This window comes from Waltera intestinalis, assembly GCF_009695995.1.
Classification (GTDB): Bacteria; Bacillota; Clostridia; order Lachnospirales; family Lachnospiraceae; genus Acetatifactor; species Acetatifactor intestinalis.
The window spans coordinates 165721-182204 of record NZ_VUMU01000001.1; the positions used below are offsets into that span (position 1 = coordinate 165721).

At 52.4% G+C, this 16484-nt stretch carries 16 protein-coding genes; all 16 read left to right on the forward strand.

What is annotated here, in order from left to right; all coding sequences use genetic code 11:
- The first annotated feature begins 25 nt into the window (after positions 1-25).
- The 16 genes from FYJ59_RS00795 (at position 26) to FYJ59_RS00870 (ending at position 16471) form a co-directional block, all read left to right on the forward strand.
- Positions 26-1549 (forward strand): cobyric acid synthase, encoded by a 1524-nt coding sequence (locus FYJ59_RS00795; protein ID WP_154494870.1) that lies wholly within the window; start codon positions 26-28, stop codon positions 1547-1549.
- Entirely contained in the window at positions 1518-2606 is a 1089-nt protein-coding gene (cobT, locus tag FYJ59_RS00800; RefSeq protein ID WP_154494871.1) for a nicotinate-nucleotide--dimethylbenzimidazole phosphoribosyltransferase, read from the forward strand. Before FYJ59_RS00795 ends, cobT begins: the two co-directional genes overlap by 32 nt.
- Before the next feature lie 98 nt (positions 2607-2704).
- Positions 2705-3280, forward strand: a complete 576-nt coding sequence (locus tag FYJ59_RS00805) for a bifunctional adenosylcobinamide kinase/adenosylcobinamide-phosphate guanylyltransferase (protein ID WP_154494872.1) — start codon at positions 2705-2707, stop codon at positions 3278-3280.
- A 13-nt stretch (positions 3281-3293) separates the two neighbouring features.
- Positions 3294-4058 carry an adenosylcobinamide-GDP ribazoletransferase gene (locus FYJ59_RS00810; protein ID WP_154494873.1) on the forward strand — a complete coding sequence of 255 codons (765 nt, stop codon included), beginning with the start codon at positions 3294-3296 and terminating at the stop codon, positions 4056-4058.
- Entirely contained in the window at positions 4058-4453 is a 396-nt protein-coding gene (locus tag FYJ59_RS00815; RefSeq protein WP_154494874.1) for a bifunctional adenosylcobinamide kinase/adenosylcobinamide-phosphate guanylyltransferase, read from the forward strand. Before FYJ59_RS00810 ends, FYJ59_RS00815 begins: the two co-directional genes overlap by 1 nt.
- Entirely contained in the window at positions 4426-5142 is a 717-nt protein-coding gene (locus tag FYJ59_RS00820; protein ID WP_154494875.1) for a histidine phosphatase family protein, read from the forward strand. Before FYJ59_RS00815 ends, FYJ59_RS00820 begins: the two co-directional genes overlap by 28 nt.
- Entirely contained in the window at positions 5139-6137 is a 999-nt protein-coding gene (gene cbiB, locus FYJ59_RS00825; protein ID WP_154494876.1) for an adenosylcobinamide-phosphate synthase CbiB, read from the forward strand. The genes FYJ59_RS00820 and cbiB overlap by 4 nt, the downstream gene beginning before the upstream one ends.
- A 75-nt stretch (positions 6138-6212) precedes the next feature.
- Positions 6213-7277, forward strand: a complete 1065-nt coding sequence (locus FYJ59_RS00830) for a pyridoxal phosphate-dependent aminotransferase (protein WP_154494877.1) — start codon at positions 6213-6215, stop codon at positions 7275-7277.
- Between the two features lie 3 nt (positions 7278-7280).
- Positions 7281-7928 (forward strand): precorrin-8X methylmutase, encoded by a 648-nt coding sequence (locus tag FYJ59_RS00835; RefSeq protein ID WP_154494878.1) that lies wholly within the window; start codon positions 7281-7283, stop codon positions 7926-7928.
- Between the two features lie 4 nt (positions 7929-7932).
- Entirely contained in the window at positions 7933-9063 is a 1131-nt protein-coding gene (gene cbiD, locus FYJ59_RS00840) for a cobalt-precorrin-5B (C(1))-methyltransferase CbiD (protein WP_154494879.1), read from the forward strand.
- A complete protein-coding gene (gene cobM, locus FYJ59_RS00845) occupies positions 9021-9824 on the forward strand; it encodes a precorrin-4 C(11)-methyltransferase (protein WP_154494880.1) in 804 nt (267 codons plus the stop codon). The genes cbiD and cobM overlap by 43 nt, the downstream gene beginning before the upstream one ends.
- Positions 9814-10917: a cobalt-precorrin 5A hydrolase gene (locus tag FYJ59_RS00850; protein WP_328597182.1), complete on the forward strand. Its 1104-nt coding sequence runs from the start codon at positions 9814-9816 to the stop codon at positions 10915-10917. The genes cobM and FYJ59_RS00850 overlap by 11 nt, the downstream gene beginning before the upstream one ends.
- A gap of 23 nt (positions 10918-10940) precedes the next feature.
- Complete coding sequence (gene cobJ / locus FYJ59_RS00855) at positions 10941-11687, forward strand: precorrin-3B C(17)-methyltransferase (RefSeq protein ID WP_154494881.1); 747 nt, start codon at positions 10941-10943, stop codon at positions 11685-11687.
- 23 nt (positions 11688-11710) lie between these two features.
- On the forward strand, positions 11711-13906 hold the full coding sequence (gene cobK / locus FYJ59_RS00860) for a precorrin-6A reductase (RefSeq protein WP_154494882.1): 2196 nt from the start codon (positions 11711-11713) through the stop codon (positions 13904-13906).
- Positions 13903-15306, forward strand: coding sequence for a cobyrinate a,c-diamide synthase (locus tag FYJ59_RS00865; RefSeq protein ID WP_154494883.1), 1404 nt, complete (start codon positions 13903-13905; stop codon positions 15304-15306). Before cobK ends, FYJ59_RS00865 begins: the two co-directional genes overlap by 4 nt.
- A gap of 34 nt (positions 15307-15340) precedes the next feature.
- Positions 15341-16471 carry a DUF362 domain-containing protein gene (locus FYJ59_RS00870; protein ID WP_154494884.1) on the forward strand — a complete coding sequence of 377 codons (1131 nt, stop codon included), beginning with the start codon at positions 15341-15343 and terminating at the stop codon, positions 16469-16471.
- Positions 16472-16484 lie beyond the last annotated feature (13 nt).

Genomic DNA, 16484 nt, shown 5'->3' on the forward strand with positions numbered 1-16484 from the left:
TGGCATCTGTGGGATGGAGAAAACGATGGCAAAAGTTATTATGATACAGGGCACCATGTCCGGTGCCGGGAAAAGTCTCCTGGTGGCGGGCCTATGCCGGATCTTCCGGCAGGACGGTTATCGGGTCGCCCCTTTTAAATCACAGAATATGGCACTCAATTCCTATATCACGAAAGAAGGACTGGAAATGGGCAGGGCACAGGTGATGCAGGCGGAAGCGGCAGGGATCGAACCGCTGGTGTGCATGAATCCTATTTTATTAAAGCCCACTAGTCATACCGGCTCCCAGGTCATCGTGAACGGGGAGGTACGGGGAAATCTGTCCGCCAGAGACTATTTTGCCCATAAGACAGAACTGATCCCGGATATCAAGGCAGCCTTCCGCAAGCTGGAGACTTATGCGGATATCATTGTCATCGAGGGCGCCGGAAGTCCGGCGGAGATCAATCTGAAACAGAATGACATCGTAAATATGGGAATGGCGGCAATGGTGGATGCACCGGTACTTTTAGTGGGAGACATTGACAGAGGCGGCGTGTTCGCACAGCTTTTGGGAACCCTGATGCTGCTGACCGAAGAGGAACGGGAACGGGTAAAGGGATTGATCATCAACAAATTCCGTGGAGACAGCACGATTTTAGACCCCGGCATTCAGATGTTAACAGAACGGGGGCAGGTGCCGGTGCTGGGAACGGTACCTTATATGGAACTTACGCTGGAAGATGAGGACAGTCTGACGGACCGTTTCGATGCAAAACATGTGGGGAAGATCGATCTGGCTGTGATCCACTATCCCAGAATTTCAAATTTTACGGATTTTGATGTGTTTGAGCAGATGCCGGAGGTCAGTGTCCGGTATGTGACGAATGTAAGAGAGCTGGGGACACCGGATCTGATATTTCTCCCCGGCAGTAAAAATACCATGGGAGATCTGAAATGGATGCGGCAGAACGGACTGGAGGCAGCGGTAAAACGGGCTGCGGGAAAAGTTCCCATTTTCGGAATCTGCGGAGGCTATCAGATGTTAGGTTGTGAGATCGCGGATCCGGACAGTGTAGAGGAAGGCGGACAGATCCGCGGCATGGAACTGCTTCCGGTACGGACAGTGCTGCAGAAGGAGAAACATCGCTGCCAGACAGATGGAACTCTGGATGCGGTGGAGGGTATTTTCTCCGGACTTACGGGATGCGAGTTCACGGGGTATGAGATCCATATGGGACAGACAGTGTATTGCAACGGGTACGGCAGCGGTGCGAAGGGGACAGTGGACAAGGTAGCCGGACCGGCAAATGGTGCAGAAAATGTAGTCAGTGACTCCACCGGCAGAATCTATGGTTCCTATATTCACGGTCTGTTCGACAAGGGGGAGATCGCCGGGCGTATGATACAGACCCTGGCCCGGGAAAAAGGCATCTCTCTGGAGGACGGCGTCTGGGAGGATTACCGCACTATTAAGGAAAGACAATACGATAAGCTGGCAGATACCCTGCGGGGATATCTGCGTATGGAGGAAATCTATGGAATGCTCAGAGAAGCCCGTATTTCATAACTATACCGGACGGGAATTGGCGCAGATCCGGATCACGCCGCCGGACGAAGCAGTGAGAAAGCTTGTGAAAAAGCATTGGGACACTCTGGCAAAGCCGCTGGACGGCATGGGCAGCTTTGAAACCATCACGGCACAGATCGGAGCCATCTTAGGTACGGAAGTGATCGATATTCGTAAAAAGGGTGTGCTGCTCTTCTGCGCCGATAACGGCATTGTAGAGGAGGGGGTGACCCAGTCCGGACAGGAGGTTACGCTGGCGGTGGCAAAGTCCATGGCCAGGAAGGGTTCCTCCGTCTGCAGGATGGCACAGAGCATCGGTGCCGAGACCATTCCCGTGGACATCGGGATAAATAGTGAGGAATCCATCCCCGGAGTATGGAACTGCAAAGTGTGCTCCGGAACAAGAAATTTCTTAAAAGAACCGGCTATGACGGAAGAAGAGACCGTCCGTGCCATTGCCACAGGAACCAGACTGGTACGGGAGTGTAAGGAAAAAGGATACGGTATCCTTGCCACCGGGGAAATGGGAATCGGCAACACCACCACCAGCAGTGCAGTGACAGCCGCCCTATTACAGTGTGGGGCAGAGGAAGTCACCGGCAGAGGCGCGGGACTGACAGATCAGGGACTGGCTCGGAAGCAACAGGTGGTGCGCACCGCCTTGGAAACCTATGATCTGTGGCATGCGGATGCCTTCACGGTATTGCAGACAGTCGGAGGGCTGGATATTGCCGGACTGACCGGTATGTGTATCGGCGGAGCTTTGTGGCATGTGCCCATCGTGCTGGATGGCGTGATCAGCATGGCAGCGGCCCTGGTGGCGGAGCGGCTGTTCCCCGGTGTGAGGGAATATCTGATCCCTTCCCATCTAGGGAAAGAACCGGCGGCAGTGAAGCTGGCAGATGCTTTGCAGCTGTCTCCGGTGATCCATGCGGGAATGGCACTGGGAGAAGGAACCGGAGCCGTTATGATGTTCACACTGCTGGATATGGCAATGAGCATTTATGGACAGAGCGCTACCTTCTCAGAAATCGAAGTAGAACAATATAGACGTTAACAGTTCAGCCATGAACGTATCCGGGCGCAAAAATCATGCTTGCATGGTTTTTTGAGCGAATGGCGCGAGCTGAACATCCAAACGAATGGAGAAGCAACATGATGACACTGATCCTGGGCGGTAGTGGCAGCGGAAAATCCGCTTATGCGGAAGATTATCTGCTGCGGGCTGTCGGTGATAAGAACAAATATTATATCGCCACCATGCAGATCCGGGATGCGGAGATGCAGGCAAAGGTGGACAGGCATCACAGGCTGCGACAGGGGAAAGGCTTCACTACCATCGAACAGCCTACGGAGTTGGAGCAGGCGGTCTTACAAATGGAACCGACAGGAGCTGTACTGTTGGAATGTATGTCAAATCTCACCGCTAACGAAATGTTTTCCGGGGAACAGCCTGTGGATCGTCAGACGGTGATCGCAAAGATTCTGCAAGGAATGGAAGGCTTGAGAAAGCAGGCAGATCCACTGGTCATCGTGACCAACAATGTATTCGAAGACGGCATTGTCTACGACAGTGCCACCATGGAATACATCGAAGCATTGGGCAGAATCAATGAGAGGCTGGCGGCGGAGGCAGACGAAGTTGTGGAAGTTATAGCGGGGATCCCACAGCAGATCAAATCCGGCTCACCAGGAGCAAAAGCACAGAACCGGCAGGACAGCCGGGGATAGAAAGGAAACAGACATGCGAATTATCAAATCGTTTTTCATAGCGTTTTCCATGTATTCCAAGATCCCCATGCCACAGTTTCAGTGGAAGGACGAGGACATGCGGTACGCCCTCTGCTTTTTTCCATGGGTGGGTGCGGTGATCGGTGCTTTGTGGTATCTGTGGAAATGGTTCTGTGAGCGGTTCGCGGTGGGAACCCTGTGCTATGCTGCGGTGGGGACGGCAATACCGCTTTTGGTCACCGGGGGATTTCATGTGGACGGTTTTTTAGATACCTGTGATGCACTGCATTCCTACCAGTCAAGAGACCGGAAACTGGAGATATTGAAGGACTCTCATATCGGGGCATTTGCAGTGATCATGCTTGCACTGTACGGACTGATTTTCCTGGGAGGATTCTCGGAGATCACGACACTGCGCATGATTACTGTGACGGGCGCCGGATGCTTCCTGTCCAGAGTATTAAGCGGTATCGCAGTGGTGAGCTTCCCTTCGGCAAAGCAGGAGGGAACATTGTATCTGTTTGCGGATAAAGCCCACAAAAGTGTGGTAAAAAGTGCTTTATACGGACAGGGGATCCTTTGTGCTTTATTTATGCTGTGGATATCTTTTGTAGCGGGAGGAATCGCCGTGGCAGCAGCTCTGCTTAGCTTTGCGTATTATTACTATCGCAGTAAAAAAGAGTTTGGCGGTATCACCGGGGACACTGCGGGATATTTTGTGACGCTTTGTGAAGGATGCGTGGTGGTTGTCGTGGCAATCGCGGAAAGGCTGATGTAATGATATTGATCATTGGTGGATTTGCCCAGGGAAAACTGCATTATGTGAAGCAGAGTTATGTACGCTGTGAGGATGGACGGAAAGTGGCTGTTTTGGATGGAACACTGGAACTGCCCGCAGAGACAGGCGCTTTGCAGGTGATCGTCAATCATCTGCACCACTATATCCGGGAGCAGCTGCGACAGGGAACCGCTCCGGAGGTGATGATAGAGAATTTCTGCAAGGAACATCCGGACTGCATTCTGATCTGTGATGAGATCGGCAACGGCATCGTTCCCATGGAAGCGGAGGAGAGAATTTACAGAGAGCGCACCGGAAGAATACTGGAACAGCTGGCAGCGCAGGCAGATGAGGTGGTGAGAGTCGTATGCGGAATCGGACAGAAGATCAAATAGAGATTCATCTTACCCTCATCCGGCACGGAGCGACGCTTTCTAATAAAGAGGGCCGGTATCTTGGGAAAACGGACGAAGCTTTAAGTCCGGACGGCATCGGCGCACTGGAAAAATCCGTGGCAGACAGGATCTACCCAATTGCCGACGTCCTGTTTTCCGGTCCCATGAAGCGGTGTCTTGAGACCGCACAGATCCTGTATCCGGGGCAGACTCCTATCTGTATCCCGGAGTGGACAGAGATGGATTTCGGTGCGTTTGAGGGACATAATTATCAGGAACTTTCCGGGAATCCGGCATATCAGAGATGGATCGACAGCGGAGGTACCCTGCCGTTTCCGGAAGGAGAGAGCAGGGAAGAGCTTATCCGCCGAAGTGTTGCCGGATACGAAAAAATGGTATATCACATGAAAAGGATCTGGGAGAGAAGTGCTGCATCGGAGCAGAGGGATCGCAAGATACAAAATGTATCCGCGGTGGTTCACGGCGGAACGATCATGGCGCTGCTTGGTCATTTCCTCGGTGGAGAATACTTTGACTATCAGGTAAAATGCGGACAGGGTTACAGTGGCAGGCTGGCATTTAAGGCAGGCGGAGGAGCCCCTCAGTGGAAGGAATTTCGCCCGCTGTCGGAAGCTACAGTATCGGAAGCTGCAGTATCGGAACTTACAAAAGGAGAAACGAACAGATGAAATATCATATCCTGGCATTTGGAGCGGGATTTTTACTGGATCAGATCTTTAGCGATCCCTATTTTCTGCCACATCCCATCCGGGGAATCGGCTGGTTGATCGCGAAGACAGAAAAAGCACTGCGCAGTGGCAACCCACAGGAAGATTCCCCGGAGAGAGAGGCAGCGGAGCGCAGACAGGGGAAGCTTTTGGTGGTAATTGTTTTGCTGCTTACGGGAATGCTTACGGCATTGATCCTGGTGGGAGCATATGCACTTTATCCGAGGATCGGCATGGTGGTGGAGGCGGTCATGACCTATCAGATCCTGGCGGCAAGGTGTCTGCAGGTGGAGAGCGGAAAAGTATGGAAACAATTAAAGGCGGGGAATCCGGAAGCTGCCAGAGAGTCGGTATCCATGATCGTGGGAAGAGATACCCAGAATCTTACGGAAGAAGGAGTGGCGAAGGCTGCCATCGAGACTGTGGCGGAGAACACTTCCGACGGTGTGATCGCGCCGATGCTGTATACGGCACTGGGAGGGCCGGTGCTTGGATTTTTATATAAGGCAGTCAATACCATGGACTCTATGGTCGGCTATAAAAATGACAGATATCTGCACTTTGGAAGGGCAGCGGCGAAGCTGGATGATGTGGTGAATTTTTTCCCGGCGAGGATCAGCGCACTTTTGATGATCGGGGCGGCATTTCTCAGCGGAAAAAGCTATAACGGCAGGCAGGCATGGCGTATCTGGCGCAGAGACAGCAGAAAGCACGCCAGTCCCAATTCCGCACAGACGGAATCCGTATGTGCCGGCGCACTGGGAATACAGTTGGCAGGAGATGCCAGTTACTTTGGCAAAGTCGTGAAGAAACCATATATCGGGGATCCAAAACGGCAGGTGGAATATGAGGATATCCGGAGAGCCAATCGTCTGATGAACCGGACGGCATGGATCTGTGAGCTGTTGTGCCTGGGAATCCTGACCTGGGTGGCAGCGGGCTGTGGATGGTTATAACACGGCGGCTGGCAATCTGTGAAGGAAAGCTCTAAAAAGGAAACAGATTCAAGACAAGAAATGAGGAAACAACAGATGCAGCAGAACATACATGGTGGTGACATATACAGCAGACCGGTACGGCTGGATTTTTCGGTAAACGGCAATCCCTTGGGAATGCCGGCGGAGGCAAGGCTTTCACTTTTAGCGGCTATCAATCATGTGGGGGAATATCCCGATGCCGCAGCAGGCGAACTGACAGAGACAGTAAGTCATATGCTGTCGGTGCAAAGCGGCAGGGAAATTCCAAAGGAGTATCTGCTGTTTGGCAACGGGGCATCAGAACTTTTTCTGGCGATCGTACATGCACTTAAGCCGAAAAATATTGTGATCCCGGTGCCGTCCTTTTACGGATATGAGTATGCGGCGAAGGCGGCAGACAGCCATATAAAATATGCATATCTGTGGGAGGAGACCGCATTTTGCCCGGGGAAGGAATTGTTACAGGCGCTGACGGCAGACACAGATCTACTGTTTCTTGCAAATCCCAACAATCCCACAGGGCAGTTGCTGGGCAGGGAATATCTGCTGGAACTTTTGGAGCACTGCAGACAGCAGGAAATCATCGTAGTACTGGATGAATGTTTTATAGAGTTCTGTGAGACTGATAGAGAGCAGCCCAGGTCCCTGCTTGGGAAGATAGACCAGTATGAGAATCTGTTGCTGGTACGGGCGTTTACGAAAAGCTTTGCCATGCCGGGGGTGCGTCTGGGATATTTGGTGTGCAGTAATGAGGGGCTTCGGGAGAAAATCCGCAGACAGCTGCCGGAATGGAATCTGTCGGTGTTCGCCCAGAGAGCAGGCATCGTCTGTGCGGAGCAGGCGGAGCAATATCTGCAGGATACCGTGGAATATGTGAAAACAAAGCGGGCGTATCTTAGGGAAGGGCTGGAGGCACTGGGCATCCGGGTAGTGTCCGGAGAAGCGGATTTTCTGCTGCTCTACACCACACAGCCCATCTATGACAGATTGCTTGCAAAAGGCATCCTGATCCGCAACTGTGAGAATTTCAGGGGACTGGGAGAGGGCTATTACCGGATCGCGGTGAAGAAGCAGGAAGAGAATGAAGTGCTGTTACGAGAACTTGCTATGGGAGACTGATTTATGGATAAAACGAACATCGAATATGTATTGCCGGAAGAGATCGAGATGCGAAGCTTTGAGATCATTGAGGCGGAACTGACAGAGAGGGGAATCACGTTACCTGCGGAGCAGGATATGATCACCAGACGGGTGATCCATACCAGTGCGGATTTCGATTATGCGGAGACGATGACCTATTCGGAAAATGCAGTGGATATCGCCAAAAACCTGATAAAAAACGGTGCGGACATTGTGACGGATACGAATATGGCACTGGCGGGGATCAACAAAAAGGTGCTGGCTTCTTTTGGCGGCGAAGCCCATTGCTACATGGCAGACGCAGAGGTGGCAGCAATGGCGAAGGAACGCAGGACCACCCGGGCAGCGATCAGCATGGAACTGGCAGCAAAACGGGAAAAGCCGGTGATCTTCGCTGTGGGAAATGCACCTACGGCACTGATACAGATTTACGAGATGATGCAGGAGAGCAACTGGCGTCCGGCATTCGTCATCGGGGTTCCCGTGGGCTTCGTGAATGTGGAAGCCGCCAAGGAACTGATCCTTCAGACGGAGGTGCCCTATATTATCAACCGCGGAAGAAAGGGCGGCAGCAATGTGGCAGCCGCCATCTGTAATGCATTGTTGTATGAGCTGAGGAAGGAAAGGTAGAGGCATGCGGTATGGATTTACCACAGGAAGCTGTGCGGCAGCAGCGGCGAAGGCGGCTGCTTATATGCTGTTGACCGGCAGGGAGAAAACTAAGATCACCATAGAGACACCCAAAGGCATCCCCTATACGGCACAGATCCTTAGGATCTGTCGTAAGGAGCGGGAGGTCAGCTGCGCCGTGGAAAAAGACGGTGGGGATGATCCCGATATTACCACCGGGGCATTGATTTGCGCGAAAGTTTCGTTCCCGGAAGAAACAGGCGAGGAAGCCCTGACCCGGGTCGTGATCGACGGCGGCTTCGGTGTCGGACGTGTGACGAAACCGGGACTGGATCAGCCCGTGGGAAATGCAGCTATTAATCACGTCCCAAGAGAGATGATCGAACGGGAAGTATTGCAGGTGTGTCAGGTACTGGATTATTGTGGAAGCCTGTCAGTGGAGATCTCTGTGCCGGAGGGCGAACATCTGGCAGAGCGGACATTTAATCCGAGACTTGGCATCGTGGGCGGCATTTCGATCCTTGGTACCAGCGGTGTCGTGGAACCCATGAGTACCCAGGCCATTTTAGATACGATCCGTGTGGAACTTAGGCAGCAGCGGGCACTGGGAAGAGAAGACGTGGTGATCTCTCCGGGCAATTATGGACTGGATTTTTTGAAAAATACATATGACTATGATCTGGATAAAAGTGTAAAATGCAGTAACTTTATCGGTCTGACGATCGATATGGCGGTGGAAGAGGGCTTCAAACGTCTGCTTCTTGCAGGACATATCGGAAAACTCATTAAAGTGGCGGGCGGTATTATGAATACCCATTCCAGAGAGGGTGACTGCCGGATGGAGCTGTTGACAGCCTTTGCCGTAAAATGTGGTGTGGCGGCAGTGGATGCTGCAAAGCTCCTGTCCTGTGTCACCACAGAGGAAGCCGTGCGGATCCTGGATGAGTGCGGCAGGAGACAGGAAGTCATGGATTATGCCATGGAGCGTATTTTATTTTATCTTGAGAAGCGGGCGCAGGGAAAGCTTGCGATCGAATGTATCATGTATGCCAATGATTTCGGTGCATTGGCGAAAAGTAAGGAGGCGGAGGAATGGTTTACTTTGTTGGCGCAGGGAGCGGAGCAGCAGATCTGATCACGGTGCGGGGCATGCACATGCTGCAACAGGCGGATGTCATCATCTATGCGGGATCGCTGGTGAACCCGGAGCTGTTAGAATATGCCAGAGCAGACTGTGAGATCCATAACAGTGCGCACCTGACCTTAGAAGAAGTGCTTAAGCTCATGCAGGAGGCACAGACACAGGGGAAAATGCTGGTGCGTCTGCACACCGGAGAACCCAGCATCTATGGTGCGGTGCGGGAGCAGATGGATGCACTGGACGAGCTGGGAATCCCTTATGAGAGCTGTCCGGGAGTCAGTGCCTGCTTTGGTGCGGCGGCATCGTTAAATCTGGAATATACCCTGCCCGGTGTTTCCCAGACCCTGATCATCACCCGTATGGAAGGGCGGACCGGAGTGCCGCAGAAGGAGAGCATCGAAAGTCTGGCAGCCCATCATGCTTCCATGGCGATCTATTTAAGCACGGGAATGCTACGGGAACTGAGCCACAGACTGATCTCAGGCGGTTATGCGAAGGACACCCCCGCAGCCCTTGTCTACAAGGCAACCTGGCCGGAGGAAGAGGCTTATATCTGTACGGTGGAGACACTGGCACAGGTAGCGGAAGAACATGGCATCAAAAAGACAGCACTGGTACTGGTGGGGGATGTTATCACCCATGGAAATTATCAGAAGTCGAGGCTGTATGCGGCGGATTTTACCACAGAATTTCGTCAGGCAAAATGCTGTGCCATACAGGCAGAGGAAACGCAGGAGGGGCGGCGTGAAGATTAGTGTGATCAGCTTTACGGAAACAGGACAACAGCTGGCGGAGCGGATCCGGGAGAGCATGGACGGGGAAGCTGCGGTCACGCTCTATACCAAATGCTCCCGACTGGAAAAAAAGACGGTACCGGCTGTGGATGACAGCGATGCAGACACAATCTGCGTCAGGAACAGCCTGTCAGCGTGGGCGGGAGAGCAGATGGCGGCCCGCCATGCACTTATATTCATCGGTGCCTGTGGGATCGCGGTCCGTGCCATTGCCCCCTGGATCATGGATAAACTGCACGACAGTCCGGTACTGATGGCAGACGAGATGGGGAAGTATGTGATTCCCTTGTTGTCCGGACATGTGGGTGGAGCCAACGAACTGGCGGTCCGTCTGGCGGGAGCATTGGGTGCCATACCGGTGATCACCACAGCCACAGACTTACATGACAGTTTTGCGGTGGATATCTTTGCCAAAAGGAATGATCTGCGGATCTGCAATCGGGAGGGGATCGCCAAAGTGTCGGCAAAAGTACTGGCAGGCGAGGAAATTACCATGTCCGTACAGACAGGGCATCTGGCAGTGGATGAGACCATTCCGTCAGGGATCCGGCTGTGTGCGTATCCTCCTGCGGAAAAAGTGGATGTCCTGATTGCGGACGACACGGAAGAAACATTTCGAAAAGAGTCAGCAGAACTACTGCTGCAGCCGAAAAAATATATTCTGGGCGTGGGCTGCAAGAAGGATACGGACAGCGCAAAGTTGGATCTATTTTTGACAAAAATACTGGAAGAACAGGGCATTGTCATAGAGCAGGTTGCAGCATTGGCTTCTATTGACGTGAAAAAAGAGGAACGATGCCTGCTGGAATTCAGTGAAAAATACAGGATACCGTTTTGGACGTATACAGCACAGGAATTACAGGCAGTGCCGGGAGAATTTCACGGTTCTGGGTTCGTAAAGACACAGGTGGGCGTGGACAATGTATGCGAGCGCGCCGCCCTGAAAGCAGCCGGGACAGGCGGATGGATCTTCTTAGGCAAGCAGGCACAGGATGGCATGACTGTGGCAGTTGCAGAGAAAACATGGAAAGAGCGGATTCGGATGTGGCTTTAAAAGGATAGAAAGAGGCAAAACGGATGAGTAACAGAATCTATATCGTGGGAATAGGTCCCGGCAGAGAAGAAATGATGACAGGAGAAGCCATCGCTGCGCTGGAGCAGGCAGATGTGATCGTGGGTTATACCGTATATGTCAAATTATTGGGAGAACGTTTTGCAGGGAAAAAACTGCTGACCACCCCTATGCGGCAGGAGACAGAACGCTGCGAACTGTGTTTTAGGGAGGCGGAAGCCGGGAAGCGGGTGGCATTGATCTGCAGCGGCGACGCCGGTATCTACGGCCTGGCATCGCTGATGTATGAGCTTGGAGAAGAACATCTCCAGACGGAACTGATCGTGATCCCCGGTATTACAGCGGCAAGCAGTGGGGCGGCGGTACTGGGAGCACCCTTAAACCATGATTTCTGTGCGATCAGCTTAAGCGACCTCCTGACTCCCTGGGAGAAGATTGAAAAGAGACTGCGGGCGGCAGCAATGGGAGATTTTGCCATGGCAATTTACAACCCTTCCAGCCACAGGCGAAAGGATTATCTGCAAAGAGCCTGTGATATTTTACTGGAAACCATAGAAGGGGAGCGCCCCTGCGGCTATGTGGAAAACATCGGCAGAGAAGGCACCCGGGCGGTGACCTGTACGCTGCGGGAATTAAGGGACCGGAAAGTCAATATGTTCACCACGGTATTTATCGGCAATTCGGAGACGGAGATCCTTAGGGACAAGCTGATCACAAAGCGCGGATATCATGTGGAGAACAACATACATTAAGTTCTCTTTGGGAGGAGAGCAGGATGAAAAAAATAGTAATTTTTGCGGGAAGCACAGAAGGACGGCGGCTGTCGGAAATCCTGGCAGATGCCGGAATCGCGCATACCGTATGCGTGGCAACGGAATATGGTGAGATCGTGATGCGGGAACAGACGGATGCGGAGGCGGCAGGGACAAAGGGGCAGCCACTCGTATCTCTTCACCGTGGCAGAATGGATCGGCAGCAGATGGAAGAATTTCTGCGTAACGAGGGTTATGAGATCGTAGTGGATGCCACCCACCCTTATGCCCAGGTCGTTACAGAGAACATACGGGACGCTGTGAAAACACAGTCTCCCATTTACCTGCGTCTGGAACGGGAAATTTCGGAGACTCCGGAAGCAGAGAATCCTGCCGTAAGTATCCGGTATTTTGAAAGCAATGCTGACTGTGCCAAAGCGCTGGAGAATACAGAGGGCAATATTCTGCTGACCACAGGGAGCAAGGAACTGCCGACGTATTGTGCCTCCGGAAGACTCCATGACCGCCTGTATGTGCGCATCCTTCCGGGCAGAGAGAGCCTGGAACTGTGCATGGAGCAGGGAATCAAAGGCAGACAGATCCTGGCATTGCAGGGACCTTTTTCCACAGAGATGAACGCCGCTATCCTGAAGCAATACGATATCCATCACATGGTCACGAAAAACAGCGGACGCACCGGAGGGTATCAGGAGAAAATGGAAGCTGCGAAAATTCTGGGGATCCCGGTGTATGTGATACAGCCTGCCAAGAAGGCTGTAGATACGTATTCTTTTGCGGAAATCTGTGGAAAACTGGAACAGCTCTGTGACTGTAAGCTCTCCGGGCAGGGCAGCATGGAGATCTGCCTCGCCGGAATCGGCATGGGCAGCAAAGACGGTCAGACACAAGAAGTGCAGCATGCGATCGAGACTGCGGATATTTTGCTGGGTGCAGAGCGCATGATCGAAAGATATTCTGCTAAAATCGAAAAAAGACCCTACTACATGACGGAGCAGATTCTGCCGTATCTGGAGCAATTACAGAAAAACGGTCTTACAGAACAGAAAGATCCCCTTCAGGTAACGGTCCTTTTTTCCGGGGATACCGGATTCTACAGCGGATGCAGGAAGCTGTATGTGGCATTGCAGGAAACCGTTGCCGCAGGAGCGTTGAACGCAGGAGTACGGATCCTGCCGGGAATTTCTTCCGTGGCCACACTGGCGGCCCGAGTGGGAGAAAGTTATGAAGATGCCGCCATTTTGAGCATGCACGGCAAGAAGCTGAACCGGCTTTCGACAACGGTGGAGAGCCATGAAAAGGTATTTTTACTGACCTCAGGAAGTGAGGACATCCGCAAGATCGGACATTTGCTTGCAGAAGCGGGACTGACAGACTGTGAAGTGATCGTAGGATATCAGCTGTCCTATCCGGAGGAAAGCATCCGGATCCTGACCCCGGGGCAATGTGAAGAGATTACGGAGGAAGGGCTGTATACCTGCCTGATCCGCAATCCTCACAGGCAACCGGAACGCCTGACCCATGGAAGAGCCGATATCTGTTTTCTGCGGGATACTTCGGAAACCGAGGGAAAAATCCGCAGAACGCCAATGACAAAAGAAGAAGTCCGCGAGGTCAGCATCTGCAAGCTACACCTGACACAAAACGCCGTGGTCTATGACATCGGCAGCGGCACTGGATCCGTTGCCATAGAGATCGCCGGGGTGCCCGGAGGGGTGCAGGTCTATGCCATTGAGAGAAAGCCGGAGGCGGTGGAACTGCTTCGAAAGAACAGAGAGCATTTTCACATGGATAATATACAGATCATTGAAGCCTCGGCACCGGAAGGACTGGAAGAATTACCAGTGCCGACCCATGCCTTTATCGGCGGCAGCGGCGGCAGATTGCTGGATATTTTACAGACCCTGTACCGGAAGAATCCCCATATGCGTATTGTGATCAATGCCATCAGCATGGAGACCATTGCAGAACTTAAGGAAGTGCTGGATACTTTTCCGGTGGAGGAAGAGGAGATCCTGCAGATGCAGGTAAGCCGGGTGAAGAAGCTCTTAAGCTATCATCTGCCCCAGGCGGAAAATCCGGTGTGGATCTGCTCGTTTACGTTCCGGGAGACAGGAACGGATCCTATGGATAACGCGAAGAAAACAAAACAGGACGCAGGGGAGACCGGAAACGGTAGGAATGGAGAAGTACAGAGATGACCGGAGCACAGAAAAAGAAGATACGCCGCATTATGATCGCTGCACCGAAGAGCGGCAGCGGCAAGACTACGATCACCTGTGGATTATTGCAGATTTTTAAAGAAAACGGTGAGGATATTTCTTCCTGTAAATGCGGCCCGGATTATATTGATCCAATGTTCCACAGACAGGTGCTGGGGGTGCACTCTCGGAATCTGGATACCTTTTTTACCGGAGAAGAGGGCACCCGTAAGCTGTTTTTGAAGGATCGCAGAGAAGGCGAGCTTGTGGTCATGGAAGGTGTTATGGGATTGTATGACGGGCTGGGCGGCATCCGTGAGGAAGGATCCTCCTATCATCTGGCAAAGGTGACGCAGACCCCCATCCTGCTGGTGGTGGATGCAAAAGGCATGGGGAGATCGGTGATCCCTCTGATTGCCGGATTCCTGGCTTACGATAAGGCACATCTGATCCGTGGCGTGATCTTCAACCGGATGTCCGCAGCCTATTATGAGATACTTAAGCCCTTGGCAGAAGATGAACTGGGCATTGCGGTACTGGGGTATTTTCCGGAAAATAAGGACCTGCAGATCGCCAGCAGACACTTAGGCTTGTGCATGCCGGGAGAACTGGAAGACTTGCAGGGACAGATCCGTATGACAGCAGAGAGATTACGGGAGACCGCAGACATTTCAAAACTGTTGCAGATCGCAGAGGAAGCGGAGCCGTTGGAGGAAGAGACGGTAGTGGAGGATTCCGTAGAAACCAGCGAAGCAATGCGCCCGAGGATCGCTGTAGCCCGGGATGAAGCTTTTTGTTTTTATTACGAAGAGAACCTGCGGCTGCTGGAACAGGCGGGCGCGGAACCGGTGTATTTTTCCCCGCTGCATGACAGAAACTTACCGGAAAACATTCACGGATTGTTACTGGGCGGTGGATATCCGGAACTGTATGCCGGACAGTTAAGCGAGAATGATGCCATGCGCACAGCAATCCGGAAGGCAGTCACAGACGGCCTGCCCACGGTGGCAGAGTGCGGCGGTTTTCTATACCTGCATACGACCCTGACGGACCGGGAAAGACATTCCTATCCCATGGCGGGAGTCCTGCCCGGTAAATGCTTCGACACCGGACACCTGGTGCGCTTCGGATACATTGAACTGGAAGAGAACAGCGGACATTTTATGCCTCGTGGCAGCCGCATCCGTGCCCACGAATTCCACTATTATGACAGTGAAGACAACGGCGCAGACTGCATCGCTACCAAACCCTCCACTGGACGAAATTATCCCTGTATCCACGTGGGAGAGAGTCACTGGTACGGTTTTCCCCACCTCTATTATCCATCCTGCCCGGAGTTCGCGGAGCGCTTCGTGGAGAATGCAAAAAAATTCTCAAAAAGCGGAAAAGATATGTTATAATCGTAGTATCATTTTTTGCGCGGAGGATAAATCAATGGAAAAATCAAAGGTATATTTTACAGATTTCAGGACCCGTCTGGGAGAGGGACTTCCCAGTAAGTTAAAGCGTCTGATGAAGGCGGCGGGGCTTCAGAATATTGATATGGATCACAAATTTGTTGCTATCAAGCTGCACTTTGGAGAACTGGGCAACCTGGGTTTCTTACGTCCGAATTATGCGAAAGCGGTAGCGGATGTGGTAAAGGAGCTGGGCGGTGTGCCTTTTCTGACCGACTGCAACACCCTGTACCCCGGCAGCCGTAAGAATGCCATCGAGCATATGTATTGTGCCTGGGAGAATGGTTTCACGCCTCTGACGGTGGGTTGTCCCGTGATCATTGGCGATGGACTCAAAGGAACGGATGACATCGAGGTACCGGTAGAAGGCGGCGAATATGTGAAGAATGCGAAGATCGGTCGTGCCATCATGGATGCGGATGTGTTTATTTCCCTGAATCATTTCAAAGGACATGAGACGGCGGGGTTTGGCGGTGCAATTAAAAATATCGGTATGGGCTGCGGCTCCAGAGCGGGCAAAATGGAGCAGCATGCGCAGGGCAAGCCGGAGATCGACGAGAGTCTGTGCCGGGGCTGTAAGCGCTGCATGAAGGAATGTGCCAATGATGGACTGGTATATGATGAGACCACACATAAGATGCACATTGATCATGAGAAGTGTCTGGGCTGCGGACGCTGCATTGGTGCTTGCAATTTTGATGCGATCCACAGCGGCTATGGTGCGGCAACGAAGGATTTCAACTGCCGTATGGCAGAATATGCGAAGGCTGTCGTGGACGGCAGACCGAATTTCCATATCTCTCTGGTAGTGGATATCTCTCCGAACTGTGACTGCCACTGTGAGAACGATGCTCCTATTCTGCCTAATATCGGTATGTTTGCATCCTTTGATCCCCTGGCGCTGGATCAGGCCTGTGTGGATGCCTGCCTGAAGCAGACACCGCTGCCGAACAGCCAGCTGACGGATGCCATGGCAAAAGAGGGATTTTGCGATCATCATGATCATTTTGAAAATACCACTCCCAATGCGGAGTACAAGACCTGCCTGGAGCATGCGGAGAAGATCGGCATCGGCAGCAGAGACTATGAACTGATCACGATTTCGTAAGCTTGAAAAGCGA